The following is a 26,408-nucleotide window of genomic DNA, read 5'->3' as shown; positions in this document are numbered from 1 at the left end:
CGACGCAGGACGGAACGACTTCGGACAACGGCATCCCTTCCATGGCTTCGTTAACCCATCGCGCCGCATACGCTACTTGGTGGAGCGCACTGGAAATCGCCTCGCGCTACGGCGTACAACTGTTAGTGCTGGCCATTCTGGCAAGGCTACTGGTACCGGCCGACTTCGGCCTGATCGCGATGTTGCAGGTGTTCACCTCGGTTGCTGTGCTGCTGGTGGATTCCGGCTTTGGCATGGCACTGGTACAAAAGCAGGATACTAGCGACGATGACGAAACCACGGTGCTTCTATCCGGGCTCGGCATCAGCATCCTGGCCGGCATCGCGCTTTGGCTTGTCGCACCCGCGATTGCCCATTTCTATTCACAGCCGCTACTGACCCCGTTGACCCGGCTGCTACTATTCGTATTGCCACTGAGCGCCCTTGCTGCGGTGCCGGATGCATTGCTGACGCAACGACTGGACTTCCGCTCACGCGCGAATGCCGAAATCTTCGCGTCCCTAGGTTCAGGAAGCCTGGCGGTACTGCTGGCGTGGCACGGCTTCGGCGTATGGAGTCTGGCTTGGCAATCCATCATGGCAATCGGCGTGCGCGCCACACTGCTGTGGCTGTATTCGCACTGGCGTCCGCGTGGCCGGTTTTGTATTTCATCCTTCCGTCGGCTGTTCGCGTTCGGCAGCTACATGCTGATGGCCAACCTGCTGAACACACTATCAATCCGCATGCAATCGCTTCTGATCGGCCGGCTGTTCGATTCGCGTGCTCTTGGTTACTACACCATCGCACAGAACACTCAGCAAGCGCCTGCGCAATTCATGAGCAATGTGCTCAACCGGGTTGGGTTGCCTGTGTTTTCCACCGTGGCCGACCAGCCCGCCAAACTGATTGGAGCACTGCGTTTGTCGCTGCGCGTGGCAATCTTCGTGTTCGTACCATGCATGCTGGGTATGGCCATGATTGCAAAGCCATTGATCGTAGTGCTTTACGGACCACGATGGATGCCAGCGGCGCCATTGTTGAGCATCCTGGCCGCGGCCGCCATGTTCTGGCCATTGCATGTACTGAACCTGGCGGCGATTGGGGCAAGAGGACGATCCGACCTCTTTTTCAAGCTTGAGGTAGCAAAACGCGCCATCTCTATTGTGCTTATCGTAATCGCCAGTTTTCACAGCGTGCTGGCGGTTGCCTGGGCAGTACTGATATCCAGCCTGTGTGCCGTAGTCATCAATACTTGGTACTCGAAAAAGCTGCTGGGTTACGGAATCGTTGCCCAGCTAGGCGACCAGCTCGGTACATTGGCTCTATCCGCGGTAGCCGCATTGATCGGGTGGTTGGTGTTGCACTATGCCCAAGGCGTCAAATTTGACTTCCTGTTCGCGATCGTGGCGGCTGCGGCCACCTATATTGCGGGAGCCATCATATCGCGCCAGAGGGCACTACGCGATCTCGCGGAACTTATGCGCGCGCTCTACCACGGCAACCCAGCATCATCATCGCTTACCGAAAAATGACTCCATCACCCACCGCACACAACGATGCACGACAGGCAGACGCACTGGCGACGCCGTTAGGCACCCGAGGCGCAAAGCCAAAATTCATCATATGCGCACCACGATACAGCGAGACGTCTGGCGGTTCGATTGCGTTGCACAAACTTGCCCAACTTCTCGATGCCCTTGGATACGAGGCCCTGCTCTGGCCACTACATCGCGTCAAACTGCATGCCCTGCCATTCTCGGGTGCATGGTGGCGCAAATACATCTACATCGTAACGCGCCTCTATAGGCCACGGTACAAGACGCTGCCCGGATCAACACTGCGCATTGCTGCAAAGTCAGACATCGATGATTCCATCGTCATCTATCCTGACATAGTAGACGGCAATCCTTTGAGGGCACGACGCTATGTTCGATGGTTTTTATACCATTTCAGCAAAAAACATGAAAAATCGGTTTTGGACGGGGAACTTTATTTCTGTTATCAGGAAGCGTTTAATCGCAATTATGAACGAATGAAATATGGCGGCACCCTGCATGTCGCCCATTGGTTACTCGACATATACAAACAAACCAACTTTGGTAATCGGTCAGAAGTGTGTTACATGGTGCGCAAGGGAAAGTCACGGCCGGACCTGCCATCGTTCCGCGGCAAAGTTGTCGTGGACGGCATGGACCACCGATCCCTGGCGAAAGTATTCAACGAGAAGAAATACTGCTACTTCTATGACGCCTATACAGGCTATTCCACATATGCCGCTGCATGCGGGTGCATTCCCGTGATCGTCCCTGCCCCCGGCATGGAAAGAAACACTTGGGAACCCAACGGGGGCAGAAAGCCCGGCATAGCATATGGAGAGGAGGACATCCCATATGCCATCAAAACGCGCCCGCTGCTGTTGCAACGCCTGACTGATGCAGAAAGCAAAAGCCTGGATTCCGTCAGGAACTTCGTGGAAATCATCAAAAGACACTTTCAACTATAATAGAATCAGGCAAGTCTTTTTTCGGCGTACTAAGTTTTCAATCGATAGTTCGCTTTTTTGTATCAAACGCTGGTGAACCGATGGCGCAAAACCCAGCAGTCATGGCAGTAGTGGTCGCTTACCATCCCGATTTCGCGGTGCTGGATGAATTGTTGCAATCGCTGTCGAGACAAGTGATCCATACATATCTTATAGATAATTCGGCGCATGACGACTTTCGTGTGCAGGAATGGTTTGGGTCAACGACGCGCAAGGACGTGAGTCTCATTCGGCTGGGCTCCAACCGCGGCGTCGCAACTGCACTCAATGCGGGTATACGCATAGCGCGCGCAGCGGGTGCGACTCATGTTCTGCTCAGCGACCAGGACAGCCTGCCGCCCCCAGATATGGTCTCCGGCTTATTGACAGCAGCGCGCTCGCTTGGCGACGAAGCGAGGGTTGCCGCGGTCGGTCCGGTTTTCATAAATCGTCGAACGGGCATGACGCATCCATTCCAGCATCCCGTTCCGGGCTGGATGGCTTACAAACACGCACTACCCACCCCCGAGTCCCCCGTCGTCGAAACGTTGACGCTCATTACGTCGGGCAGCCTAGTCTCAATCGCGGCCCTGAATGACATCGGTGAAATGCGCGATGACCTGTTCATCGATTATGTCGATACCGAATGGTGCCACCGTGCACGCCATCGGGGCTGGCGAATATATGGAACCTGCCTGGCTAAAATGACCCACGACATGGGGGATGCAGCACTCCGCGTCTGGCTTTTCGGTTGGCGTAACGAGATGGACTACTCGCCAGAACGGGTCTACTACCGCGTACGGAATTTTGTTGCGTTGTACCGCATGCCCCATATCGAATTCCGCTTCAAGATACGACATGCGCGGTTTTTCCTGGGCGACATCTACAGTCAAGTCTTTTTTGGCACACAGCGACGTAAAGCTCTCCGCATGACGTTGAAAGGCCTGCGCGACGGCATCAACGGCCACCTTGGTCCCTATCCATCACGGTAGGGACTTCGCGTTTCTCGGCAATACCCCCATTGCCCGCATTCAAGCGATTGCTCAGGTAACACAGAATGGAGTGGATCAGCATGCACAACCAAGATCCAGCCCGGCTTCAATGGATGCGCGACACCTGTCGCCGCAATGGCGGCGATTTGCACGTGATCGCAGCAAAGCCGTACACGCAAGTAACAATGTTTCCCCGGCCACCGCGGCATGCACGGATGGATGATTACTGGATCCGGGCAAGCTATAACAAGCACTGGAATACTTGCAGGCACTTGACAAGGCTGTCGACGCCAATTCGAAACCAGCCATGAGCACCGTCAAACGAATCATGAAACTCAGTCGCCGCCTGCCGATTCATCCGCAGTGGCTGCTCGGGACACGGAAGCCGGACCCGGCGATCTGCAAGTTGCAGGGAACCGTGCTGGACGTTGGATGTGCCGATCGCTGGATCGAACGGCGCCTTGCCCCTGGGACGATGTACATCGGGCTAGACTATCCGCCGACCGGAAGCACCCTCTATTCGGTGAAAGCCGACGTGCTGGCCGATGCCGCCAGCCTGCCGTTCGCATCCTCAAGCGTCGATGCAATCGTCTGCCTCGAAGTTCTCGAACACACCCGCGATCACCGGGCTGCGCTGCACGAATTCTCCCGGGTGCTGAAACCGCGGAGCACGCTGGTATTAAGCATGCCCTTCATGTATCCGATACACGATGCCCCCCACGACTACCAACGGCTGACCGAGCATGGATTGCGGCGGGACATCGCGGCGGCGGGCTTCGAGATCGTCAGGCTGAAGAAGAACGGGCATTCGCTCCGCACCGCAGGCCTGCTCTTCAACCTCGCGCTTGCAGGTGGCCTCTACACGAGAAGAAGAAAGATCGGCTACTTCATGCTCCCTTTCGCCGCCATTCTTGTCCTGTTCGTCAACATCGCGTCGCTCGCGCTTTCCTGGATGCTCCCGGACTGGAATGCACTTGGCTTTGGCTATGAGGTCGAAGCCGTCAAGCCTCGATGATTCACGCCGAGATTTCGGGAATGCCAAAACGGAACAGCATCTGCACCTTGCTTGGCACCCACGTGAACGGGCGGAAATAGATCCTTGCGCCAGTCGTCCTGCCAGCCTGGACGCACCTGCGGATCGCACGCAAACGGCCAAAATCGCGAAAGAGCGAGACCGGCACTTTTGCGTAGATGTTCGAGAAAACACCGCGATCCCACTTTAGGGTACTCAGAATGCCGCCCTCCAGCAGCAGCGCGAGGAGATGGACCATCAACAGCACCCAGACCGAGGGCCCCGGAGTGCAAACAAAAAGGGCGTATGTCTTGTTGCGTTCACTCAAGTGACGGCGCCGAAGCGTCGTCTTCAGACTGTTGCCTCTCACTCGCGCGCCACCGAATGTTGCCCCCAGGCGATGACGAAAGCCACTGTGGGAGAGCACCATGACGGGCGCCCCCCTCAGCCTGGCCAGACAGCACAAGTATATGTCCTCGGCTATGGACCCCATCCACTCGGGGAAGCCGCCCAATTCGTTCCACAACTCACGCGGCAGGAACAGGCAGGCGCCGATCGCATAGGCAACGTCCGCTCTTGCGGCATCCAGATTCGGCACCGGATTGTAAAAAGGATCCAGCAGGCAACCACGATCCACGAGTTGCCCGCTGGTCCAGTCGTATTGCGGCAGCGTGAGGATGCCTGCGGTCGCTTGCTTGCGGGAGGCGGCGATGAAGGTCGCGAGCGCATTCGCATGAAGCGCCGCATCGTTGTTGAGCAACAGCACGTATTCGCCGCGGGCATGGGCGACCATGCGGTTGTTGCCAATGCAGAAGCCGACGTTTTCGCTGCTGGCCAGCACCTCCACTTGCGGATAGTGCTCCCGCAACCATGCCACTGAGCCATCGGTGGAAGCATCGTCGTGTATCAGGATTTCACACGTGGCGTCGCCTTGCTGAGCAAGCACGGACTCGATGCAGTCGGCCAGCCACCGTATGCCGTTGTAGTTGGCAATGCAGACCGAACAGTCCGGCGCCTCGGGGCGATTCAACGACGGGTAGTACGAAACCATTCCCATGTCCGCCTGAGCCCTTCATGCAGGGGCGTGGAAGGCCTCCAGCCATAGAGCTCGCGGGCGAGCGATGCATCCATGTTTACCCGCGGGACATCCACGACACGCGTGGAGTCGTAGCAACGATCCAGGCACCTGCCGGTGGCGCTTTCGATGGCCTCGAACAATGCATGCAGGCTCACGCTGATCCCGCTACAGGCGTTCACGATGCGTGCTCCCGCCGACGGCGGCGCATCGACTGCGGCGAGGCACAGGCGCACGAAATCATCAATATAAAGGTAATCCCGCTCCGCCGACCCGTCACCCCAGACGTGCATTGCCTCGCCGCGCAAGAGTTTGCCGAACGCTGCCGGGATCACGCCAAATCCGGCTCGCTCGCCTTGTCCTGGGCCATACAGGTTGGACGGCCGCAAGAGGGTGGCCACACCGGCGAATTGGGCACACCAGGCTGCAATGAAGTACTCGGCCGCGACTTTGCCAGCTCCGTGGTAGGAGCACGGCGCGATGGCGGCAGTCTCGTCCGCGCGCCGGTCGTCCTGCCGGCCATACAATGTCCCGCCGGAGGAAACGTACACCAACGGCGTCGCCGGATGCTCCTGCATGGCCTGCAGCAGCGCCAGGGTCGGCCGTAAGTTCAACTCGATTTCCTGCAGGGGCTGCGCCGCGGTACTCCCTGGCGTAGACGCCGAGGCCAAGTGCACGACGAGGCGGCTTCGCGCCAACAGGGGCAGGAAATCGGCCGGCGCAAGCAGCGGCCCAGACCTCACCTCGATCCTGGCATCCGCTGCGTCGAACGCATGCCGCGCGGCAGCGATGACCCGCTCGCCACGGCGGGCCAGGGCCTGCGTGAGATGCCTGCCGACGAACCCGCCGGCGCCGATGACCAGCACGCCGTCACGCATCGACTACTCCCAGCAATCGCCGGTAAATGCCGACGTACCGACCAGCGCAGTCATCCCACGTGCCGATTTCGCGCGCGGCCCATGCACGCGCCATCGCGCCGCTGTGCCGGTTGGTCTCCGGGATTTCCAGCGCGTGCAGCGCTTCGGCATAGCCTTCCGGTGAATCGCACAACGCGCCGGTGACTCCATCGGCAACGAGGTCTGCGTGTGCAGGCATGCGCGAGGCGACGATCGGCAGGCCCGCGGCCATCGCTTCCAGCATGACTTGCGGACGTCCCTCGGCATGCTTGCTCAGGGTAATCAGGCCCTGTGCGTGCGGGAACCAGTCACGCACCAATTGCCCGGGTGTTGCCGGTCCGTGGTAATGCACCCAGTCCGGAACGGCGGTCTGCTCCTGCATCGGTCCGAACAGGTGAAGCTCGCGCGTACCGTCGCCGAACAGGCGCTCGGACCACTTGAACAACGGTCCCAGCTTGTCGGCGGTCAACCGCGTCACTGCCAGCCACTGCCGTGGCGACGCCGGCGGCACTTCGCGCCGTACCGCGTACCACGCCGGATCGATGCCGAAGGCGACGGGCACGATGTCTGCGATGTCCCCGAAGGCGGCTCGCAGTGGCGCCTCCATCCACTGCGCGTTCGGGCAGATGGCCACTTTGCGCCGCTGCATCGCCCGCCGCAACGCCCGGCGCATCATCGGCAGGCGCAGCAGCTTCATGTCGTTGCCAAGTACGGTGACCAGCATCGGCTTTCCGTTGTCCGGCAGCGGCAACGCGCACTGCAGCCAGTTGATGTGGTAGATGTCAACCTCATCCAGGCGACGGTATGCGGCTCGCAACAGGCGCAGCAGGCGCCAAGCTGCGACCAACCCGGCTGCCGGACGAATGCGCATCAGGTGCGAGATGCCACCCAGGTCCATCAGTGCTGACAGCCAATGCGCCTCGTGCGGCGAGGTTGCCGGCTCCACGCCTTGCGGCAACTCGCCCGGCGGGGCCCACAACGTCAGCCGGACTTGTTCATTCCGCGCAAACCCGGCCACCAGATGCGCCATGAAGATTCCACGCCAGTCGGCAGCGTCGCGCGGGTAGGAAGTGCTGACCATCAGCCCCCGTATCCGGGCACCCGCGAAACAACGATACGGCTCACTCATGGCGCCGGTATATCAGCGCCGTGATCTGCTCCGACACCAGCCCGATGAGGAACACGATCACCGCCGCGCTCCATAATAGCGTGCTCATGTTGGTGAGGCGGCCCTGATGGGCGAAGGTCCATGTGTAATTCGCGCAGCCGAGCGCGAAGAACAGGCCGCTCACCGGCACGAACAGCTTCAATGGGGAATACAGCGTCGCGATCTTGAAGATGATGAGCAGGAAACGGGTTCCATCCTTCAGTGGTCGGATATGGCTCATCCCCATCCGCTGCGCCGCCTTGATTGGCAGGTAGGCCACCGGGTACGCACTGCGGAAGAAGGCCATGGTGCTGGTGGTAGGGTAGCTGAAGCCGTTGGGCAGCAGATGCAGGAATTCGCGGAATTTGCCTGCGCGCACGGCACGGAAGCCTGAAGTGAGGTCGGCCACCATGTGGCCGGTCATGCGGGAAGCAAGCCAGTTGTAGAGGGTGTTGGCGAGACCGCGGCCCACGCCCGCCTGGCTGTCCCAGTCGCGGGCGCCGACCACCATGTCGTAACCCTCCTCCAGCTTGGCCAGCATGCGCGCCACATCGGCCGGGTCGTGCTGGCCGTCGCCATCCATGAACACCAGCACGTCGCCCGTGGCCGCGCGGGCGCCGCGCTTGATGGCGGCACCGTTGCCCATGGAATACGGCGAGGAAAGGCATTCCACGCCGCAGGTGGCGCAGACCACCCGGGTATCGTCGGTGGAGCCGTCGTCCACCACAATGATTTCCGTATCGGGCTGTATCTCACGCAAGCGCGGCAACAGCCAGGCAAGCGCCGGCCCCTCGTTCTTAGCGGGAAGAATAATGCTGACGCGGTTCAAAAAGCTGCTCCCTGACGAAGCGAGTTGGCATCATAACGCGCACGCACTGCAGGGAACGGGGTACGGTTGGCGGATGGGGCGCTTGGAAACGGGAACCATCCCTGTTCCCGCGGGGTGAAACCCGAGCGCAAGGGGTCCGTTCGCCCCCGTGTGCTGCAGTTCGCATCGGCCGCCCTCCCGGATCATGGCCCAACCGTCCGATCTGCGGTAGATTCCCCCATAGTTCAGGGGGCTGGGCAGGTTTTTTCGATGTCGTCGCAAGTACAACCAACGCTGGTGGGCCTGTCCGGCATGGCCCGGCGGCTGGTGGCCGAAGGGCTGCTGCCTGAAGCAGACGTGCGCCAGGCCGTGGCTGATTCGGCCCAGAACAAGACCACCCTCACCACCTGGTTGCAGGAACGCAACCTGGTGGACAGTACGCGGCTGACCCAGCTCGCGTCGGTGGAGTTCGGCATGCCGATGCTGGACATCGCAACCATCCCCACTGCCAACATGCCGTTGAACCTGGTCAGCGAGGCCCTGCTCAGCAAGCATCGCGCACTGCCCCTGCTCAGGCGCGGCAACCGGCTGTTCGTGGGCATCGCCGACCCGATGCAGTCGCAGGCGCTCGACGAGATCAAATTCCACTCTAATTGCATGGTGGATCCGATTCTCATCGAGCGCGGGCAACTCGCCCGCGCAATCGATAATGCAGTCAGCACGATGAACAACGTCATGCCCGACATGGGCAACGACGAACTGGATGAACTGGCGCTGGAAGCGGGCGACGACGACAGCGAAAATACCACGGGAGTGGACGCCATCGGCGGCGACGACGCGCCCGTGGTGAAGTTCGTCAACAAGATTCTAATCGACGCCATCCGCCGCGGCGCCTCGGACATCCACTTTGAGCCTTTCGAGTCCCAATATCGCGTGCGTCTGCGTATGGATGGCATGCTGCGTGCCGTGGCCAGCCCGCCGATGAAGTTGGCCAGTCGCATTTCCTCGCGCCTGAAGGTCATGGCCGGGCTCGACATCGCGGAAAAGCGCGTGCCACAGGATGGCCGCATCAAGTTGAACCTGGGCAAGAACCGGTCGATGGACTTCCGCGTCAGCTCGCTCCCGACGCTATTCGGCGAGAAGATCGTACTGCGCATTCTGGATAGCGCCTCAGCCAAGCTGGGCATCGACAAGCTCGGCTATGAGCATGATCAGAAGAAGCTCTATCTGGATGCCATTGCCAAGCCCTATGGCATGGTACTGGTTACCGGCCCTACCGGCTCGGGCAAGACGGTATCGCTATACACCGCGCTGAATATCCTCAACACGGCCGAGCGCAACATCTCCACCGTGGAGGACCCGGTGGAAATCCGCGTGGAGGGCATCAACCAGGTGCAGCAGAACACCAAGCGTGGCATGACCTTCGCCGCCGCGCTGAAGTCGTTCCTGCGCCAGGACCCGGACGTGATCATGGTCGGCGAGATCCGCGACCTGGAAACCGCCGAGATCGCGATCAAGGCGGCGCAGACCGGCCACATGGTGCTGTCCACCCTGCACACCAACGACGCGCCGCAAACCATCGCGCGCCTGATGAACATGGGCATCGCGCCCTACAACATCACCTCGTCGGTGACCCTCATCATCGCCCAGCGCCTGGCGCGCCGCCTGCACAGCTGCAAGAAGCCGATGCAGGTACCGCCGCAGGTGCTGCTGGATGCCGGCTTCACCCAGCAGGAGCTCGACGTCGGCCTCACCATCTACGAGGCGACGGGCTGCGACGAATGCAACGAGGGTTACAAGGGCCGCGTCGGCATCTACCAGGTGATGCCGATGCTGGAGGACATCCAGAAGATCATCCTGCAGGGCGGCAATGCGCTGCAGATCGCCGAGGTGGCGCGCAAGGCCGGTATCAACGACCTGCGCGCCTCGGCGCTGAAGAAGGTGAAGGACGGCGTCACCAGCCTGGCCGAGATCGACCGGGTGACCAAGGACTGAGCCGCAGGAACCGCGGGCACGGGACCGCCCTGGACCGGGCGCTGGCGCGCTGGGATGCCGCCAGTCCCCTCACATGATGCCGAACTTGCGCCCGAGGGCACGAAATCGGGGCCATTTGTGACGTAAGCTGAAAGTTGCCCGGCCTGTCGCGAAGGCCGGACCAATACTGGGGGAATCAAGCGCATGGCCACGGCTACCGCCACCGCAAAGAACGCACGCGCCGTCGGCGCACAACGCGCCGAAGTCAGCCAGCTGACCACCTACGACTGGGTGGCGCTGGACAAGCGCGGCAAGCGCATGAAGGGCTCGATGCCGGCGAAGAACGCCTCGCTGGTGAAGGCCGAGCTGCGCCGCCAGGGCATGAACCCGCAGACGGTGCGCGAGAAGGCCAAGCCGCTGTTCGGCTCCGCCGGCAGCGCGGTGAAGCCTGGCGACGTGGCGATCTTCAGCCGCCAGATCGCCACCATGATGGCCTCCGGCGTGCCGATGGTGCAGTCCTTTGACATCATCGCCGACGGCCAGAAGAACATCCGCTTCAAGAACATCCTCAACGATGTGAAGCAGGGCATCGAAGGTGGCCAATCGCTGCACGAGGCGCTGGGTCGCTACCCGGTGCAGTTCGACGAGTTGTACCGCAACCTGGTGCGGGCTGGCGAATCCGCGGGTGTGCTGGATACGGTGCTGGACACCGTCGCCACCTACAAGGAGCGTACCGAAGCGATCAAGAAGAAGATCAAGAAGGCACTGTTCTACCCGATCATGGTGCTGTGCGTGGCCATGCTGGTCAGCATGATCATGCTGCTGTTCGTGGTGCCGGTATTCGCCAAGACCTTCCAGGACGCCGGCGCCGCGCTTCCCGCTCCGACCCAGTTCGTCGTCAGCGCCTCCCGCTTCATGCAGCATTATTGGTGGGTGGTCATCGGCCTGATCGTCGGTTCCGTCACGGCAATGCTCATGGCCAAACGGCGCTCGGTGAAATTCGCCCACTTCCTCGACCGCATGTCGCTGAAGCTGCCGGTGATGGGCAACATTCTGCGCCAGTCGGCGATTGCTCGCTTCGCCCGCACGCTGGGCGTGACCTTCCACGCCGGCGTACCACTGGTGGAAGCCCTGGATGCGGTATCCGGCGCCACTGGCAGCGTGGTCTACGGCGACGCGGTGAAGCAAATGCGCGATGACATCGCGGTCGGCCACCAGTTGCAGTTGGCCATGCGCCAGACCGGCCTGTTCCCCAATATGGTCATTCAGATGACCGGCATCGGCGAAGAATCCGGTGCCTTGGACCACATGCTGTTCAAGGTGGCCGAGTTTTTCGAGGAAGAAGTGAGCAATGCCGTTGACACCCTCGCTACCCTGCTCGAACCGCTCATCATGGTGATCCTGGGCGTGCTGGTGGGTGGCATGGTGATTTCGCTGTACCTGCCGATCTTCAAACTGGCCGGCACCTTCTAGTCCCGTCACGATCGCCAGCCTGTAGAAGTGTGCCCTGAGCGCGAATGCTCTGGCCCAGTGCCCTTGAGAGTATTTGCACACCAGGGTGCGCTCCTGCCGCCCCCCCCGTAATCTTGGGTGTTCTCGTACTCCTCGCTTGATGCACATGCCCGACCTCCCCCTTTCCCTCTGGATCATCTTCGCCGGCATCCTCGGCCTGCTGGTCGGCAGCTTCCTCAACGTGGTGATCCTGCGCCTGCCCGAGCGCATGGCCGCCGAGTGGAAACGCGAAGCACGCGAGGTACTGGAGCTGGCCGGGGACGGCGAAGCCGCCCTGCCGCCCGGCATCGTGCGCCAGCGCTCGCATTGCCCGCATTGCAGGCACCCGTTGTCCGCGGCCGACAACATCCCGCTGTTCGGCTGGCTGCTGCTGCGCGGGCGCTGCCGCTACTGCAAGGCGGCGATCTCCATCCAGTATCCGCTGGTGGAACTGCTGACCGGCGTGCTCAGCGCCGTGGTGGTGTGGAAGTTCGGCCCGACCTGGACGGCGCTGGCCGGCCTGGGGCTCACCTGGTCGCTGGTCGCGCTGGCCGGCATCGACTTCCGCACCCAGCTGCTGCCCGATTCGATCACCCTGCCGCTGCTGTGGCTGGGCCTGCTGCTGGCGCTGCTGCCGATGTTCGTGGCCGCACCCACGGCCATCCTTGGCGCGGCGATCGGTTACCTCAGCCTGTGGAGCGTGTACTGGCTGTTCAAGCTGCTCACCGGCAAGGAAGGCATGGGCCACGGCGACTTCAAGCTGCTCGCCGCGCTCGGCGCGTGGATGGGCCCGCTGGCGCTGCTGCCGATCGTGCTGCTGTCCTCGCTGATCGGCGCGCTGGTCGGCGTGGCGCTGATCGCGCTGCGCCGGCACGGCCGCGAGGTGCCGATGCCGTTCGGCCCGTTCATCGCCGCCGCCGGCTGGGTGTGGTTCGTGGCCGGGCCGCAGCTGCTGCTCGCCTACCAGGACCTGTTCGGGTTGCGATGAGCCGGGGACATCCGTTCGTCGTCGCGCTCACCGGCGGCATCGCCGCGGGCAAGAGCACCGTGGAGCAGCGCTTCGCGGCGCTGGGCGTGCACGTGTACGACGCCGACCAGGCCGCGCGCCAGGTGATCGAGCCCGGCACCGACGGCCTGCTGCAGATCGTGGAAGCCTTCGGCGAGGACATCCTCGACCGCGACGGCCGACTCGACCGCCCCGCCATGCGACAACGCATCTTCGTCGACCGCGACGCGCGCCGCACGCTGGAGGCCATCGTGCACCCGCGCGTGCGCCTGTGGCTGCACGAGCGCGCGCTCGCCGACAGCGGCCCCTACTGCCTGCTGTCCATCCCCCTGCTGGCCGAGCACATCGGCCACTACCGTTGGGTGGACCGCGTGTTGCTGGTGGATGCGGACGACGACGTGCGCATGCGTCGCCTGATCGCGCGCGACGGCATCGACGAGGCGCTGGCGCGACGCATCCTGGCCAGCCAGGCCAGCCGCGAGCAGCGCCTGGCGCTGGCCCACGACGTGATCGACAACAATGGCGATCCCGCGGCGCTGGATGCCCGGGTAGCTGCGCTGCACGCGCGCTACCTGGCGCTGGCCTCCGCCACCTGACGCCCGCCTCGCTCCCTCCCCTGCTTGCAGGGGAGGGCTGGGGAGGGGTCACCAACCTCGCGGCAAGCCTGCCTACCCCTCCCAGCCTCCCCCTGCAAGCAGGGGGAGGAGCAAAAGCGCCCGCACCTTCCCTGCCCACAAGCAGGGCAGCCCCAAAACATCCGCTCCACTGCTCGCCATGGATGCGGCACGGCCCGTGCCGCGTGCCTTCGGAAACCCTGGTCGACAGGGTAAACTTGGGCGTTCCCGCCCCAGCGCCAGCCTGTCCCGATGTCCACCGAACCCGCCGCCCCGCCCGCCGCCGACGCACCGCGCGACTTCATCCGCCAGATCGTCCGCGACGACCTGGCCGCGGGCAGGCACGGCGCGATCCACACGCGCTTCCCGCCCGAGCCGAACGGCTACCTGCACATCGGCCACGCCAAGGCGATCTGCCTGAGCTTCGGGGTGGCGCGCGAGTTCGACGGCTGGTGCAACCTGCGCCTGGACGACACCAATCCCGGCAGGGAAGACCCGGAGTTCGTCGAGGGCATCAAGGAGGACGTGCGCTGGCTGGGCTACGACTGGCACGAGCTGCGCCACGCCTCGGACTACTTCGAGGTGTTCTATCGCGCCGCGCTGAAGCTGATCGGCGACGGCCTGGCCTACGTGGACGACCTTTCCGCCGACGAGGTGCGCGCCTATCGCGGCACGCTGACCGAGCCGGGCCGCGACTCGCCCTTCCGCGACCGCGGCGTGGAAGAGAACCTCGACCTGTTCCGCCGCATGCGCGCGGGCGAGTTCGCCGACGGCAGCAAGACGCTGCGCGCGAAGATCGACATGGCCGCGGGCAACATCAACCTGCGCGATCCCGCGCTGTACCGCATCCGCAAGGTGGCCCACCAGAACACCGGCGACGCCTGGCCGATCTACCCGATGTACGACTTCGCCCACGCGCTGTCCGACGCGCTGGAGGGCATCACCCATTCGCTGTGCACGCTGGAGTTCGAGGACCACCGCCCGCTGTACGACTGGTGCGTGGACAAGGTCGACCTGCCCAACCACCCCGAGCTGTGGCAGCCGCTGCTGGAGGCGGGCCTGAAGACGGTGCCGGCCAAGCCGCGCCAGATCGAATTCTCGCGCCTCAACCTCAGCTACTGCATCACCAGCAAGCGCAAGCTGGCGCAGCTGGTGAACGAGGGCCACGTGGACGGCTGGGACGACCCGCGCATGAACACCCTCCGCGGCCTGCGCCGGCGCGGCTTCACACCGGCCGGGATCCGCCTGCTGGTGGACCGCGTGGGCGTGTCCAAGCAGAACAGCGTGATCGACTACGCCGTGTTCGAGAGCTGCATCCGCGAGGACCTGGACGCCAGCGCGCCGCGCCGCATGGCCGTGCTCGATCCGCTGAAGCTGGTCGTCATCAACCTGCCGGAAGGCCACGAGGAAACGCTCGTCTTCGCCAACCACCCGAAGGACGAAAGCTTCGGCACCCGCGAGGTGCCGTTCTCGCGCGAGGTGTGGATCGAGCGCGAGGACTTCACCGAGGTGCCGCCCAAGGGCTTCAAGCGCCTGGTGCCCGGCGGCGAGGTGCGCCTGCGCGGCGTGGGCATCGTGAAGTGCGACGAGGTGGTCAAGGACGCCGGCGGCCATGTCGTCGAGCTGCGCGTCTCGCTCGATCCCGAGTCCCGCCACGGCCTGCCCGGCGCCGACCGCAAGGTGAAGGGCACCATCCACTGGGTCGCCGCCGCGCGTGCCGTGGCCGCCGAGGTACGCCTGTACGACCGCCTGTTCGACGTGCCCGCGCCCGACGACGAAGGCGACGGCCGCCCGTGGACCGCCCACATCAACCCCGACGCCAAGCGCGTGGTGCAGGGCTGGCTGGAGCCCGCCGCGGCCGCCGCCGCGCCGGAGCAGCGCTTCCAGTTCGAGCGGCTGGGCTACTTCGTGGCCGACCGCGAGGACCACCGTCCGGGCGCACCGGTGTTCAACCGCGTCGTCACGCTGCGCGACACCTGGGCCAAGGGGGCCTGAGCCGTGTCGCTGCTGCCGATCCAGATCCACCTCACCCTGCCGCCGTGGCTCGGCGAGGTGGCCGACACCTCGCGCCGCTACCTCACCGACGAGGAGCGCGTGGGGCTGGCGATCGAGCTGTCCCGGCGCAACATCGCCCACGGCAGCGGGGGCCCGTTCGGCGCCGCGGTGTTCGACGGGCATGGCCGGCTGATCGCCGCCGCCGCCAACCGCGTGGTGCCGCAGGCCTGCTCGGTGGCGCACGCCGAGATGCTCGCCTACATGGCCGCGCAGCAGCGCCTGGCCAGCTTCCGCCTCAACGCCCAGGGCGGCCGCTACATCCTGGCCACCAGTGCGCAGCCGTGCTGCCAGTGCTACGGCGCCACCGTGTGGGCCGGCGTCGACGAGCTGCTGATCGGCGCCCGCGCCGAGGACGTCGAGGAACTCACCGAGTTCGACGAAGGCCCCCTGCCCGCCGACTGGGTCGGCGAGCTGCAGCGCCGCGGCATCGCCGTGCGCCGCGACATCCTGCGCGACGAGGCGCGCGCGGTACTGGCCGACTACGGCGCCAGCGGACCGTCCTATTGAAGCGGCTGCGCGCCGCGCTGCCGCTGCTGCTGCTGGTGCTGGCCGGCGTGCTGCTGTTCGCCTCCGGCCTCTTCGACCGCCTGCACCCCGAGCGTCTGGTGGCCCATCAGCGCGAGCTGCAGGCGCAGATCGCCGCGCATCCCTGGCTGACCCGGCTGGCCTACGTCGGCCTGCTGACCCTGGCCACCGCCACCGGCGTCCCCGGCACCATCGTGGTGATCCTCGCCGGCGGCTTCGCCTTCGGCGTGGTGGAAGGCACGCTCAGCTCGTCGGTGGGGCTGACCCTGGGCTCGCTGGTCCTGTACCTGGCCAGCCGCTACGCCTTCGGCGCCGGCAGCCGGCACCCGCCGGCGGTGGTGGAGCGCCTGCACCACGGCTACGAGCACCACCCGGTGAGCTACACCCTGTTCCTGCGCTTCGTGCCGGTGCTGCCGTTCGGCCTGGTCACCGTGGCCCTGGCCTGGCTGCGCTGCCGGCTGTGGCTGTTCCTCGGCGCCACCTGGCTGGGCGGCACCACCATGCTGGTGTTCGAGACCTCGGTGGGCGCCGGCCTGGGCAAGGCGCTGAGCGAAGGCGACCCCGTCGGCCTCGGCCTGCTGCTGCGCGGCGACGTGCTGCTGCCGCTGGGCGGCATCGCCCTGCTCGCCCTGCTGCCCTTGCTGGTCGAGCGGCTGGCGCGTGGCCGCCGGCAGGACCCACCGCCGGCATCGCGCGGCTGAACGGCCACAGCATTTCCTAATCGTCCGGCGTGCATGCTGGCGGCTGTCGCCCATCCACCGGAGCCGTCGATGAAGTCCCTCGTCCTGTCATTGTGCCTGTCCGTCGCCAGCGCAGCCGCCGTCGCCGCGCCGCCGGCCGCGTCCGACTACGCCGTGCTGCAACGCCACGCCCTGGGCGGGGCCGGCGGCTGGGACTACCTGAGCATCGACCCGGCCACGCACCACCTGTTCATCGCGCGCAATGACCGCGTGATGGTGGTCGATACCCGCGACGGCAAGCTGGCCGGGGTGATTCCCGGCATGCAGCACGTCCATGGCATCGCCCTGGTGCCCGGGCTCGGGCGCGGCTATGTCAGCGACGGCGCCGGCAACGGCGTGCACGTGATCGACCTGGCCACGCTGAAGATGCTGGCCACCTTCCCCGTTACCGGCCAGGGACCCGACGCCATCGTGTTCGACCCGGCCAGCGGCCACGTGCTGACCATGAACGGCCACAGCGACAACGCCAGCGTGATCGATCCGGCCACCGCCCGGGTCGTGGCCACGGTGCCCCTGCCCGGCCGCCCGGAATTCGCGGTCAGCGACGGCCGCGGCCACGTGTTCGTCAACCTCGAGGACAAGGACACGCTGGCACGCATCGACACCCGGGCCAACAAGGTCGACGCCACGTGGACGCTCGCGCCCTGCGACTCGCCCAGCGGCCTGGCCTACGACGCGGAGGCGCGCCGCCTGTTCTCGGTCTGCGACAACCGCCTGATGGTCGTCACCGACGCCGGCGATGGCCACCAGGTCGCCACCGTGCCGATCGGCAAGGGACCGGATGCCGCGGTGTTCGACCCGCAGGAACGCCTGGTTTACAGCTCCAACCACGACGGCACGCTGACCGTCGTGCGCGAAGTCGACGCCGACCACTACCGCGTGCTGGCGAACGTGCCCACCCAGCCGGGCGCGCGCACCATGGCGCTGGACCCGGCCACGCACCGCGTCTGGCTGGTGGCCGCCGCCCCGGCGCCGCGCGGCGCGCCGGTGAAGGACTTCACCGCGCTGGTGGTCGGCCCGCGCTGAACACAAAAAAGAGCGCCCGGGCGGGCGCTCTGGAATCCCTGGTGGGCCGTCCGAGACTCGAACTCGGGACCAATAGATTAAAAGTCTACTGCTCTACCAACTGAGCTAACGGCCCGCACGCAAGGCAAGCGCGCGATTTTACGGGCTGCGCCGCGGGGGTACAAGCAAACGCGGCCGGAAGCCTGCTCAAGCGTAGCGCGTGGGATCGGGCAGGCCCGCCTCGCGGAAGCCCTGGATGCGCAGCAGGCAGGCGTCGCAATGGCCGCAGGCGCGGCCTTCCGCATCGGCCTGGTAGCAGCTCACGGTCTGCGCGAAGTCCACGCCCAGGCGTTGCCCCTCGCGCGCGATGTCGGCCTTGCCCATCGCCATCAGCGGCGCGTGGATGCGGATGCCCGCGCCTTCCACGCCGGCCTTGGTCGCCACGTTCGCCAGCCGTTCGAAGGCCTCGATGAAGGCGGGGCGGCAGTCCGGGTAGCCGGAGTAATCCACCGCGTTGACGCCGCACCAGATGTCGCTGGAACCCAGCACCTCCGCCCAACCCAGCGCGATGGACAGCATGATGGTGTTGCGCGCCGGCACGTAGGTGACCGGGATGGCGTCGCTGCCGGCGGCGTCCAGCGGCACGTCGATGTCGGCGGTGAGCGCGGAGCCGCCGATGCTGCGCAGGTCCACCTGCACCACCTTGTGCTCGACCGCGCCGAGCATGCGCGCCACGCGCCCGGCGGCTTCCAGCTCGGAACCGTGGCGCTGGCCATAGGCCACGCTCAGCGCGTGCACCTGGAAGCCCTGTTCACGCGCGATGGCGACGGTGACCGCCGAATCCATGCCGCCGGAGACGAGCACGACGGCTTTGCGGGACGATGTTTCAGACATGAGTGTTCATCCATCGGTACGGCCGGTCACCGGCCTGGAAGGCGCACGCGGCGACACAGGCCACGGCGCGGGCTTTTTGCCGCCTGCAGCAGCGCAGCCACAACGGCGGGTTTTGTTGAAGAGTGCAGCCATGGATGGCTGCTTCCTGATCTCCGCGTTCATGGACGAACGCACAAGCTACCTTCCGGGCGCGTCGTTCCACAGCAGCTTGTGCAGCTGCAGCTGGAAGCGCACCGGCAGCCTGTCGGCGATGATCCATTCGGCCAGCTCGCGCGGCTCCACCTTGCCCCAGACCGGCGAGAACAGCACCATGCAGCGCCGGTCGAGCGCGTGTTCGGCCACCACGCCGCACGCCCATGCGTAGTCCGCGCGGCTGGCGATGACGATCTTCACCTGGTCGTGCGGCAGCAGGTGGTCGAGGTTGGACCACAGGTTGCGGCCACTCTCGCCGGAATCGGGCGCCTTCAGGTCCATCACCTTGCGCACGCGCGGGTCGACCGCCGCCACGTCCAGCGCGCCGGAGGTCTCCAGCGACACGTCGTAGCCGGCATCGCACAGGTGCTGCAGCAGCACCAGGCAGCGCTTCTGCGCCAGCGGCTCGCCGCCGGTGACGCAGACGTGCCGGGCGCCATGGCCCGCCACCTCGGCGAGGATGTCGTCGATGGCGCGCCACTCGCCGCCATGGAACGAATACGTGGTGTCGCACCACACGCAGCGCAACGGGCAGCCGGTCAGGCGCACGAACACGGTGCGCCAGCCGATCGCGTCGGCCTCGCCCTGGATCGAGTGGAAGATCTCGGTGATGCGCAGGCGCTCGGCGGCGGCCTGCGCGGCGGGCGCGCTTGCGGGTGGCTGGCCGTTCACGGACAAAACCTCAGCGCGCCGGCGACTGCTCGAGGCGACGCAGCCGTTCCTTCGCCAGGCTGGCCGCCTTGGAACCGGGATAGCGGGCGACCACCGACTTCAGCGTGGCCTCGGCCTTGTCCTGCTGCTTCAGCTCGAGCTGGCTGTAGCCCAGCTTCAGCAGGGCGTCGGGTGCTTTCTCGCTGTCCGGGAACTGGCCCAGCAGGTGCTGGAAGGCTTCCGCCGCCACCTGGTAGTTGGTGGTGACGTAGTACGACTCGCCCAGCCAGTAGAACGCGTTGGGGGTGAGCGTGGTGTCGGGGTATTTCTGGATGTAGTCGCGGAAGCCGCGCGAGGCGGTCACGTAGTCGCCGCCGCGCAGCGCCTTGAAGGCGGCGTCGTAGGCGGACTGCATGGCGGCGTCGGGGCGTCCCGGCGCCGGCTTGCCCGCGGCGGCAGGCGGTGGCGTGGCGGCGCCGCCCGCATTGCCGTTGCCTGCCCCCGCACTGGCGGCGGCGGCGGGCGCGGAACCGGCGGCGGCCGGCTGGGCCGCGTTCGGCGAGGCGGTGGCGTGCTCCAGGCGCCCGAGGCGGGAGTCCAGGTCCACGTACTGCGCCTTGCCCTTGTCCTGGAGTTCCTGCAGCTGGTGCTGCAGTTCCTCGATCTGTCCCTGCATCTGCTGCATCTGCGCCTGCATCTGCTGCAGGCGGTTGACCAGGCTGGTACCGCCCTGGTCGCGGTTCTGCACCTGCTGCTCGAGCCGGGAGACCCGGTCGGCCAGGCTCAGCCGCGAATCCTGCGCGTGCAGGGGCAGCACAAACAGCACGGCGGACGCGATCGCGCCCGCCGTGCCGATCCTGGTCATGCAACGCTGGACCAGAGGGTGCTTCATTACTCGGCCGTGTAGACGATCTCGACGCGGCGGTTCTTGCTCCAGCAATCCTCGTTGTGCTCGCGGCACACCGGCTTTTCCTTGCCGTAGGAGATCACGTTGATCTGGCTGGCCGAGGCGCCGTTGGCCTCCAGGGCGCTGCCCACCGCATTGGCGCGGCGCTCGCCCAGGCCGAGGTTGTACTCGCGGGTGCCGCGCTCGTCGGTGTTGCCTTCCAGGCGCATGCGGGCGGTCGGGCGGTCCTGCAGGTACTTGGCGTGGCAGGCCATGATCTGCTGGAACTCCGGCTTGATCTCCGACTTGTCGAAGTCGAAGTAGACCACGCGCTGACGCAGGCAGGCGTCGGTCTGCAGGTCGGCCGGGGTGTACTTGCCATTGCTCTCAGGGGCCGGAGCCGGGGCCTGCTGCTCGGCGGCAGGGGCCTGCGGCTTGACTTCCTGCTTCTTGGAACATGCGGCCGCGCCCACGCAAAGCAGGGCGACCAGGGCAACGCGAGCGGTCTTGTTCATGGTGACGTTCCTTCAAACGGGTTGGTGTTCCGACAGTCGATGACGATTGTGGTTACGGGACGGTCGCCGGTGGTCCGGCTGTTGTTTTTTCTTCAGTTGCAAAGCTTGCTGCCGGCCGCGCGATGCCCTGCGCGACCTGCACGACAGGCCACGGCGGAACCGCCGTGGCCCACAACCGGGGACGCTTTGAACGGCCTCGGGCCCCTCCTTAGGTCACCCGGCGGCGCCCGCTGACGGGCGTCGCCGGGCCAGATTCAATGCGTCCGGTACGGCCCCCAGGACGGCTCGCGCACATCGCCGTCGGAGAGCACGAGGCGCTGGCGGACCATGCCGTCGTCGGAGACGGCATAAAGCACACCATGACGGCCTTCGCTGGAGGCGTACAGCAGCATGCTGGCATTCGGCGCAAAACTCGGCGATTCGTCCAGGGGACCCGGCGAAATATAGCGAACCTGGCCACCCAGGCCCTGATCCAGGATCGCAATACGATACACGTTCCCGTTGGACTGCACCATGGCGATCTGCTTGCCGTCGTAGCTGACGTCGCAGTCGTAGTTGCTCTGGCCCTGGAAGGTGATCCGGGTGGGCGTGCCGCCGCTGACCGGGACCTGGTAGATCTGCGGCCGCCCGGAGCGGTCGGAGGTGAAGTAGATGCTCTGCCCGTCCGGGGCCCAGACCGGCTCGGTGTCGATCGCCAGGTTGTTGGTCAGCCGCGTCTCCTGGCGGGTGGCCACGTTCATGATGTAGAGCTCGGGGTTGCCCTGGTAGGACAGGGACATGGCCAGGCGGCTGCCGTCCGGCGACCAGGCCGGCGCGCCGTTGATGCCCCGGCTGCGGCCGGAGATCAGGGTGCGCGCCCCGGTGGTGATGTCCTGTACGTAGATCGCCGAATTGCCGCTCTCGAACGAGACATAGGCGATCTTGTTGCCGTCCGGCGACCAGCGCGGGGTGAGCAGGGCCTCGTGCGAGCGGGCCACCACCTGCGGGTTGTAGCCGTCGGAGTCGGCCACGATCAGCGAGTAGGTCATGTTGTTGCCCGAGCCCACCGCGGTGATGTAGGCGATGCGGGTCCAGAAGGCCCCCCGCACGCCGGTGATCTTCTGGTAGATCAGGTCGGCGATCTGGTGCGCCACGCCGCGCAGGTCACCCACCGGGGCCGGCGGCATCTGCTGGTGCAGCAGGCTCTGCTGCTTGTTCACGTCCCACAGCTCGTACTCGACCTGGACCTTGCCGTCACCGGCGTCGGTGATGCGGCCGACCACGATGTAGTCCTGCTTGAGCAGCCGCCAGGTGGCGAACTTGATCTCCGAGCCCTGGGTCGGCTGCTCGACGATCTCGCTCTTGGCCAGCGAGCGGAACTTGCCGGAGCGGTTGAAATCGTTGCGCATCACGTCGGCCACGTCGGTGGGCAGCGCGGCGCCCTGGGGCTGGGCGAACGGCACCACCACGATCGGGGTGGCCGTCTTCAGGCCGCCGACGATGTCCACGTTGAGCGACTGCGCCGCCGCCGGGCCCGCGACGAGGGACGCCACGGCCAGCAGGACGAGGGCGAACAGGGAGCTGGATTTGGACATGGGCAGGATTATCGCGGCATGAAAGTGAGGATGATGTCGCGGCTGAACACCTTCTCGAACCCCTTGTAGGGCAAGGTCTTGGTCCGCAACACCGCGTTCTCGATGGAGCGCCGGCCGGCATCGTCGTACGGGCAACTGGAATCGACGGTGGCGCTCATCACCTCGCCGCCGGGCAACTGCACGATATGGACCTTGCACGGTACGTTCGGCATGTTATCCGGCCTTAACCAATTGGGGGTGACCGCATTCTGAATCGCCGCTGCATAGCGGTCGCGCAGCGCGCTGTCGGCGCTGTTGTTGCCGCTCTGGCGCTGCTCGGCGGCGGGCAGGTCGGCCTGGCCGTCGTCCTGGGCGTTCTTGAGGTCGGCCAGCTGCTGCTTGGCCTGGCGGGCCTTGTTGTCGAGCTGGCGGGTCTGGCGCGAGGCGGCGTCCATCTTGGCGAACAGCTCGTCGACCTTCTTCAGCTCTTCCTTGCGCTTGGCCGCCTGGGCGTCCAGCTCGGCCTGGCGCTGGCGCTGGCGTTCCTGCTGCTCGCGCTGCTCCTCGGCCTTCTGCAGGCCCTGCTCCACCACGCGTTCCTGGTCCTTCACGTCCGGATGCTCGGGCGGCGGCGGCAGGGTCTTGATCTTGGGCGCGGGGGTCGGCGGCGGCGTGGGCGGCGGCACGGTGGGCGGCGGTGGCACCGTATGCGGCACCGGCTTGGCCTTGCTGGCCTTCGGCGGCGGGCTGCCGGTCGGCCCCATCAGGGTGGCCTCGATGATCGGCCCCTGCAGCTGCAGCGGCGCCGAACAGGTGATCGGGTTCATCCAGCGCGGCAGGTGCAGCGCGTCGAAGAAGCTTTCGTAGCTGGCGCACGGCAGCATCGCGAGGAACAGGAACCCCACGATGCCCAGGTGCAGGACGGCGGAGACGACCACCGCCTTGGGGGTCGCGTTACGGTCGCGCATTCTATTTGCCCGACTCCGGCGTGCTCATCAGGCCCACCTTGGCCACGCCGGCCTGCTGCAGGTCGGCCAGCACCTGGTAGACGCCGTCGTACTTGCCGCCGCGGTCGCCGGCCACCAGCACGCTGACGTCCGGGTTTTCCTTCACGAAGGCGCCCACCTTCACCTTCAGCGCCTCGGCGTCGATCGGCTCCTTCTTCGAATCGCCCAGGGTGAGGTAGAGCTTGCCGTCCTGGTCGACCGAGACGATCACCGGCTGGTCCTTGGTGTGCAGCGCCTTGGCCTCGGCCTGCGGCAGGTTCACGTCGACGCTGGCGTTGATCATCGGCGCGGTGACCATGAAGATGATCAGCAGCACCAGCATCACGTCGATGTACGGCACGACGTTGATCTCGGACTTCAGCTTGAAGCGCTTGTGGCGCCGGGCGGTACGCATGGTCGTCGCCCCCGCTCAGGCCGCGTCGTCGGACTGGATCTGCCGCTGCAGCACGGAGGAGAACTCCTCCTGGAACACGTCGTAGCGCGAGGCCACGCGCTCCACCTTGTTGGCGTAGCGGTTGTAGGCCCACTGGGCCGGGATCGCGGCGAACAGGCCCATCGCGGTGGCGATCAGCGCCTCGGAGATGTGCGGCGCCACCACCGCGATGGTGACGTCCTTGACCTGGCCCAGGCCCTGGAACGCGCCCATGATGCCCCACACGGTGCCGAACAGGCCCACGTAGGGGCTGATCGAGCCGACGTTGGCGAGGAATTCCAGGTTGCGCTCCAAGAGGCCGATCTCGCGGGTGACGGTGACCTGCATGGCGCGCTCGGAACCCTCGATCACGATGCGCGGGTCGTGCACGCGGCGCTGGCGCTGGCGGGCGAACTCGCGGAAGCCGGATTCGAAGATATTCTCCATGCCGCCGTTCTCCGCGCCGCGGTTGCTCACCTCGCGGAACAGCTGGGCCAGATCGGCGCCGGACCAGAAGCGCTCCTCGAACGCCTCGGCGTTCTCCATCGCGGCCTTCATCTGCGAGTACTTGCGCACGATGATCACCCACGACAGGAAGGAGAACACCACCAGCACCAGCAGCACCAGTTGCACCGGCAAGCTGGAATCCGCTATCAGCTTGAAAATGTTCAGTCCACTGTTCATTGCTCGAGGGTGCTCCGCCGCATAAGGGGTTGGTTGTCAGTTGTCGAAGCCGGGGATCGTGCCGGGCGGGATGCGCATCGGCAGCATGCGCCGGATATCCACGCAGGCCACGCGCACCTCGGCGCGCAGCAGCTCGGTGCCGTCCGCCCGGCGGATCGACTGGGCGAAAAGGATACTGGCAGCGCGCCGTTCCCGGACTTCCACCGTTACCTGCAGTTCATCGTCCAGCAGGGCCGGGCGCAGGAAATCCAGCTGCATCCCGCGCACCATGAAGGCCAGCCCGGTGCGTTCCTTCAGCGCGCCCTGGTCCACGCCCAGCGCCCGCAGCCATTCGGTGCGGGCCCGCTCCAGGAAGCGCAGGTAGCTGGCATGGTAGACCACGCCGCCGGCGTCGGTGTCTTCCCAGTAGATGCGGACGGGCCAGGCGAAGGGGGCGGCGGCTTGAATCGCGGTCATTGCAGGAAACCTGGAAGCAGTCGGGTATCACCCTCCCTCCCCTGCGTGCAGGGGAGGGTTGGGAGGGGTAGGCCGCCTTGCCGCGAGGTTGAACCCCCTCCCAGCCTCCCCCTGCCCGCAGGGGGAGGAGCAAAAAGCGCGTCAGCCATGGGCCGGCGGTTCCGTGCCGCCGAACAGGTCGGCCGGGAGCGCCTGCCGCGGCGGCGGCGCCAGGCCCAGGTGGCGCCAGGCCTTGGCGCTGGCCATGCGGCCCCGCGCGGTGCGGACCAGGAAACCCTGCTGGATCAGGTACGGCTCGACCACGTCCTCCAGCGTGCCACGGTCCTCGCTGAGCGCGGCGGCCAGGGATTCCACCCCCACCGGGCCGCCGTCGAAATTCTCGACGATGGTGGCGAGCAGGCGACGGTCCAGCTCGTCGAAGCCCTCGGCGTCGACCTTCAGCATGTCCATCGCGGCCTGCGCCGCGGCGTGGGTGATGCGGCCGCCGGCGCGCACCTCGGCGTAGTCGCGCACCCGGCGCAGCAGGCGGTTGGCGATGCGCGGGGTGCCGCGCGAGCGGCGGGCGATCTCGGTCGCGCCCTCGACGTCGCAGTCAATGCCCAGGATGCGCGCCGAGCGGCGCACGATCGCGGTCAGCTCGTCGGGGGAGTAGAACTCCAGCCGCTGCACGATGCCGAAGCGGTCGCGCAGCGGCGCGGTGAGCAGGCCGGCGCGGGTGGTGGCGCCGATCAGGGTGAACGGCGGCAGGTCCAGCTTGATCGAGCGCGCGGCCGGGCCCTCGCCGATCATGATGTCGATCTGGAAATCCTCCATCGCCGGGTAGAGCACCTCCTCGACCACCGGCGACAGGCGGTGGATCTCGTCCACGAACAGCACGTCGTGCGGTTCCAGGTTGGTGAGCAGCGCGGCCAGGTCGCCGGCGCGCTCCAGCACCGGGCCGGAGGTGGAGCGCACGCTCACGCCCAGCTCGTTGGCGATGACGTGGCTGAGGGTGGTCTTGCCCAGCCCCGGCGGGCCGAAGATCAGCACGTGGTCCAGCGCCCCGCCCCGCTTCTTCGCCGCCTCGATGTAGATCGACAGCTGCTCGCGCACCGCCTGCTGGCCCAGGTACTCGGCCAGCCGCTTCGGGCGGATGGACGCCTCCAGCGCCTCGTCGTCGAGCTGGGCGGAGGGGGTGATGATGCGCGCTTCGGTCATGGGGGGATTATGGCCGAGGGGAACGGGGAAGGCACTGCCGATCAGACGCGCTTCGCCTCTCATGGTTGCAGATGAGCTGCGAGATCCTGCTGTTCCCCGTCCCTGTTCCCCGCTCCCGCCC

The 26,408-nt window shown here is 65.7% G+C and carries 26 protein-coding genes and 1 tRNA gene; 12 read left to right on the top strand and 15 right to left on the bottom strand.

Annotated features, from left to right (window positions below; genetic code table 11):
* Positions 1-41 precede the first annotated feature (41 nt).
* The 4 genes from QMK61_RS03000 to QMK61_RS02985 all read left to right on the top strand — a co-directional run bounded on the left by QMK61_RS03000 (position 42) and on the right by QMK61_RS02985 (position 4,507).
* Positions 42-1,511 carry a lipopolysaccharide biosynthesis protein gene (locus QMK61_RS03000; protein WP_302070308.1) on the top strand — a complete coding sequence of 490 codons (1,470 nt, stop codon included), beginning with the start codon at positions 42-44 and terminating at the stop codon, positions 1,509-1,511.
* A complete protein-coding gene (locus tag QMK61_RS02995) occupies positions 1,508-2,482 on the top strand; it encodes a hypothetical protein (RefSeq protein ID WP_302070307.1) in 975 nt (324 codons plus the stop codon). The genes QMK61_RS03000 and QMK61_RS02995 overlap by 4 nt, the downstream gene beginning before the upstream one ends.
* A gap of 101 nt (positions 2,483-2,583) precedes the next feature.
* Positions 2,584-3,492, top strand: coding sequence for a glycosyltransferase family 2 protein (locus tag QMK61_RS02990; RefSeq protein ID WP_302070306.1), 909 nt, complete (start codon positions 2,584-2,586; stop codon positions 3,490-3,492).
* A 307-nt stretch (positions 3,493-3,799) separates the two neighbouring features.
* On the top strand, positions 3,800-4,507 hold the full coding sequence (locus QMK61_RS02985; protein ID WP_302070305.1) for a class I SAM-dependent methyltransferase: 708 nt from the start codon (positions 3,800-3,802) through the stop codon (positions 4,505-4,507).
* Position 4,508: 1 nt separating this feature from the next.
* Here QMK61_RS02985 and QMK61_RS02980 read toward each other — a convergent pair whose 3' ends face one another.
* The 4 genes from QMK61_RS02980 to QMK61_RS02965 are packed head-to-tail and all read right to left on the bottom strand — an operon-like array spanning position 4,509 to position 8,451.
* On the bottom strand, positions 4,509-5,555 hold the full coding sequence (locus tag QMK61_RS02980) for a glycosyltransferase family 2 protein (protein ID WP_302070304.1): 1,047 nt from the start codon (positions 5,553-5,555) through the stop codon (positions 4,509-4,511).
* A complete protein-coding gene (locus QMK61_RS02975) occupies positions 5,531-6,457 on the bottom strand; it encodes an NAD-dependent epimerase/dehydratase family protein (protein WP_302070303.1) in 927 nt (308 codons plus the stop codon). Before QMK61_RS02975 ends, QMK61_RS02980 begins: the two co-directional genes overlap by 25 nt.
* Positions 6,450-7,556 (bottom strand): glycosyltransferase family 4 protein, encoded by a 1,107-nt coding sequence (locus QMK61_RS02970; RefSeq protein ID WP_302070301.1) that lies wholly within the window; start codon positions 7,554-7,556, stop codon positions 6,450-6,452. The genes QMK61_RS02975 and QMK61_RS02970 overlap by 8 nt, the downstream gene beginning before the upstream one ends.
* A gap of 40 nt (positions 7,557-7,596) precedes the next feature.
* A complete protein-coding gene (locus QMK61_RS02965) occupies positions 7,597-8,451 on the bottom strand; it encodes a glycosyltransferase family 2 protein (RefSeq protein WP_302070299.1) in 855 nt (284 codons plus the stop codon).
* Positions 8,452-8,700: 249 nt separating this feature from the next.
* On the opposite strand from QMK61_RS02965, the gene pilB reads away from it, so the two are divergent.
* From pilB to QMK61_RS02925, 8 genes are all read left to right on the top strand, one after another.
* Positions 8,701-10,425, top strand: coding sequence for a type IV-A pilus assembly ATPase PilB (pilB, locus tag QMK61_RS02960; protein ID WP_302070298.1), 1,725 nt, complete (start codon positions 8,701-8,703; stop codon positions 10,423-10,425).
* Positions 10,426-10,608: 183 nt separating this feature from the next.
* The gene (locus QMK61_RS02955; protein WP_302070297.1) at positions 10,609-11,877 is read left to right on the top strand and encodes a type II secretion system F family protein; all 1,269 of its coding nucleotides are present in this window, start codon (positions 10,609-10,611) and stop codon (positions 11,875-11,877) included.
* Positions 11,878-12,022: 145 nt separating this feature from the next.
* Positions 12,023-12,883 carry an A24 family peptidase gene (locus tag QMK61_RS02950; protein WP_302070295.1) on the top strand — a complete coding sequence of 287 codons (861 nt, stop codon included), beginning with the start codon at positions 12,023-12,025 and terminating at the stop codon, positions 12,881-12,883.
* The gene (coaE, locus tag QMK61_RS02945; protein WP_302070294.1) at positions 12,880-13,497 is read left to right on the top strand and encodes a dephospho-CoA kinase; all 618 of its coding nucleotides are present in this window, start codon (positions 12,880-12,882) and stop codon (positions 13,495-13,497) included. The genes QMK61_RS02950 and coaE overlap by 4 nt, the downstream gene beginning before the upstream one ends.
* A 270-nt stretch (positions 13,498-13,767) precedes the next feature.
* On the top strand, positions 13,768-15,510 hold the full coding sequence (locus QMK61_RS02940) for a glutamine--tRNA ligase/YqeY domain fusion protein (RefSeq protein ID WP_302070293.1): 1,743 nt from the start codon (positions 13,768-13,770) through the stop codon (positions 15,508-15,510).
* Between the two features lie 9 nt (positions 15,511-15,519).
* On the top strand, positions 15,520-16,077 hold the full coding sequence (locus QMK61_RS02935) for a nucleoside deaminase (protein ID WP_302070326.1): 558 nt from the start codon (positions 15,520-15,522) through the stop codon (positions 16,075-16,077).
* Positions 16,074-16,796 carry a VTT domain-containing protein gene (locus QMK61_RS02930; protein WP_302070292.1) on the top strand — a complete coding sequence of 241 codons (723 nt, stop codon included), beginning with the start codon at positions 16,074-16,076 and terminating at the stop codon, positions 16,794-16,796. Before QMK61_RS02935 ends, QMK61_RS02930 begins: the two co-directional genes overlap by 4 nt.
* A 69-nt stretch (positions 16,797-16,865) precedes the next feature.
* Complete coding sequence (locus QMK61_RS02925) at positions 16,866-17,861, top strand: YncE family protein (RefSeq protein ID WP_302070291.1); 996 nt, start codon at positions 16,866-16,868, stop codon at positions 17,859-17,861.
* A 39-nt stretch (positions 17,862-17,900) separates the two neighbouring features.
* Here the strand turns inward: QMK61_RS02925 and QMK61_RS02920 are convergent.
* The 11 genes from QMK61_RS02920 to ruvB all read right to left on the bottom strand — a co-directional run bounded on the left by QMK61_RS02920 (position 17,901) and on the right by ruvB (position 26,287).
* Positions 17,901-17,976: transfer RNA gene (locus QMK61_RS02920), tRNA-Lys, on the bottom strand.
* Between the two features lie 71 nt (positions 17,977-18,047).
* Positions 18,048-18,734 (bottom strand): 7-cyano-7-deazaguanine synthase QueC, encoded by a 687-nt coding sequence (gene queC, locus QMK61_RS02915; protein ID WP_302070290.1) that lies wholly within the window; start codon positions 18,732-18,734, stop codon positions 18,048-18,050.
* Positions 18,735-18,911: 177 nt separating this feature from the next.
* Entirely contained in the window at positions 18,912-19,598 is a 687-nt protein-coding gene (gene queE / locus QMK61_RS02910; protein WP_302070289.1) for a 7-carboxy-7-deazaguanine synthase QueE, read from the bottom strand.
* 10 nt (positions 19,599-19,608) lie between these two features.
* Positions 19,609-20,442 (bottom strand): tol-pal system protein YbgF, encoded by an 834-nt coding sequence (ybgF, locus tag QMK61_RS02905; RefSeq protein ID WP_302070288.1) that lies wholly within the window; start codon positions 20,440-20,442, stop codon positions 19,609-19,611.
* A 26-nt stretch (positions 20,443-20,468) separates the two neighbouring features.
* Positions 20,469-20,978, bottom strand: coding sequence for a peptidoglycan-associated lipoprotein Pal (pal, locus tag QMK61_RS02900; protein ID WP_302070287.1), 510 nt, complete (start codon positions 20,976-20,978; stop codon positions 20,469-20,471).
* 254 nt (positions 20,979-21,232) lie between these two features.
* Positions 21,233-22,552: a Tol-Pal system beta propeller repeat protein TolB gene (tolB, locus tag QMK61_RS02895; protein WP_302070286.1), complete on the bottom strand. Its 1,320-nt coding sequence runs from the start codon at positions 22,550-22,552 to the stop codon at positions 21,233-21,235.
* Between the two features lie 8 nt (positions 22,553-22,560).
* Complete coding sequence (locus QMK61_RS02890; protein WP_302070284.1) at positions 22,561-23,499, bottom strand: cell envelope integrity protein TolA; 939 nt, start codon at positions 23,497-23,499, stop codon at positions 22,561-22,563.
* Between the two features lies 1 nt (position 23,500).
* Entirely contained in the window at positions 23,501-23,932 is a 432-nt protein-coding gene (gene tolR / locus QMK61_RS02885; protein ID WP_302070283.1) for a protein TolR, read from the bottom strand.
* A 15-nt stretch (positions 23,933-23,947) separates the two neighbouring features.
* A complete protein-coding gene (gene tolQ / locus QMK61_RS02880; protein WP_302070282.1) occupies positions 23,948-24,634 on the bottom strand; it encodes a protein TolQ in 687 nt (228 codons plus the stop codon).
* A 36-nt stretch (positions 24,635-24,670) separates the two neighbouring features.
* A complete protein-coding gene (ybgC, locus tag QMK61_RS02875; protein WP_302070281.1) occupies positions 24,671-25,090 on the bottom strand; it encodes a tol-pal system-associated acyl-CoA thioesterase in 420 nt (139 codons plus the stop codon).
* Positions 25,091-25,231: 141 nt separating this feature from the next.
* Entirely contained in the window at positions 25,232-26,287 is a 1,056-nt protein-coding gene (gene ruvB / locus QMK61_RS02870; RefSeq protein ID WP_302070280.1) for a Holliday junction branch migration DNA helicase RuvB, read from the bottom strand.
* Positions 26,288-26,408 lie beyond the last annotated feature (121 nt).

The sequence above is a fragment of the Fulvimonas sp. R45 genome, assembly GCF_030504985.1.
Lineage (GTDB): Bacteria > Pseudomonadota > Gammaproteobacteria > Xanthomonadales > Rhodanobacteraceae > Rhodanobacter_A.
This window is presented reverse-complemented; position numbering and strand designations above follow the sequence as displayed.

Bases quoted from the DNA above. Each gene is read 5' to 3' on its own strand.
- tolB (WP_302070286.1), bottom strand. From the start codon at position 22,552: ATGTCCAAATCCAGCTCCCTGTTCGCCCTCGTCCTGCTGGCCGTGGCG.
- QMK61_RS02955 (WP_302070297.1), top strand. From the start codon at position 10,609: ATGGCCACGGCTACCGCCACCGCAAAGAACGCACGCGCCGTCGGCGCA.
- tolQ (WP_302070282.1), bottom strand. From the start codon at position 24,634: ATGAACAGTGGACTGAACATTTTCAAGCTGATAGCGGATTCCAGCTTG.
- pilB (WP_302070298.1), top strand. From the start codon at position 8,701: ATGTCGTCGCAAGTACAACCAACGCTGGTGGGCCTGTCCGGCATGGCC.
- QMK61_RS02980 (WP_302070304.1), bottom strand. From the start codon at position 5,555: ATGGTTTCGTACTACCCGTCGTTGAATCGCCCCGAGGCGCCGGACTGT.
- QMK61_RS02940 (WP_302070293.1), top strand. From the start codon at position 13,768: ATGTCCACCGAACCCGCCGCCCCGCCCGCCGCCGACGCACCGCGCGAC.
- QMK61_RS03000 (WP_302070308.1), top strand. From the start codon at position 42: ATGGCTTCGTTAACCCATCGCGCCGCATACGCTACTTGGTGGAGCGCA.
- coaE (WP_302070294.1), top strand. From the start codon at position 12,880: ATGAGCCGGGGACATCCGTTCGTCGTCGCGCTCACCGGCGGCATCGCC.
- ybgC (WP_302070281.1), bottom strand. From the start codon at position 25,090: ATGACCGCGATTCAAGCCGCCGCCCCCTTCGCCTGGCCCGTCCGCATC.
- QMK61_RS02950 (WP_302070295.1), top strand. From the start codon at position 12,023: ATGCCCGACCTCCCCCTTTCCCTCTGGATCATCTTCGCCGGCATCCTC.
- QMK61_RS02890 (WP_302070284.1), bottom strand. From the start codon at position 23,499: ATGCGCGACCGTAACGCGACCCCCAAGGCGGTGGTCGTCTCCGCCGTC.
- QMK61_RS02925 (WP_302070291.1), top strand. From the start codon at position 16,866: ATGAAGTCCCTCGTCCTGTCATTGTGCCTGTCCGTCGCCAGCGCAGCC.
- QMK61_RS02995 (WP_302070307.1), top strand. From the start codon at position 1,508: ATGACTCCATCACCCACCGCACACAACGATGCACGACAGGCAGACGCA.
- QMK61_RS02985 (WP_302070305.1), top strand. From the start codon at position 3,800: ATGAGCACCGTCAAACGAATCATGAAACTCAGTCGCCGCCTGCCGATT.
- tolR (WP_302070283.1), bottom strand. From the start codon at position 23,932: ATGCGTACCGCCCGGCGCCACAAGCGCTTCAAGCTGAAGTCCGAGATC.
- ruvB (WP_302070280.1), bottom strand. From the start codon at position 26,287: ATGACCGAAGCGCGCATCATCACCCCCTCCGCCCAGCTCGACGACGAG.
- queC (WP_302070290.1), bottom strand. From the start codon at position 18,734: ATGTCTGAAACATCGTCCCGCAAAGCCGTCGTGCTCGTCTCCGGCGGC.
- QMK61_RS02975 (WP_302070303.1), bottom strand. From the start codon at position 6,457: ATGCGTGACGGCGTGCTGGTCATCGGCGCCGGCGGGTTCGTCGGCAGG.
- ybgF (WP_302070288.1), bottom strand. From the start codon at position 20,442: ATGACCAGGATCGGCACGGCGGGCGCGATCGCGTCCGCCGTGCTGTTT.
- pal (WP_302070287.1), bottom strand. From the start codon at position 20,978: ATGAACAAGACCGCTCGCGTTGCCCTGGTCGCCCTGCTTTGCGTGGGC.
- QMK61_RS02970 (WP_302070301.1), bottom strand. From the start codon at position 7,556: ATGGTCAGCACTTCCTACCCGCGCGACGCTGCCGACTGGCGTGGAATC.
- QMK61_RS02990 (WP_302070306.1), top strand. From the start codon at position 2,584: ATGGCAGTAGTGGTCGCTTACCATCCCGATTTCGCGGTGCTGGATGAA.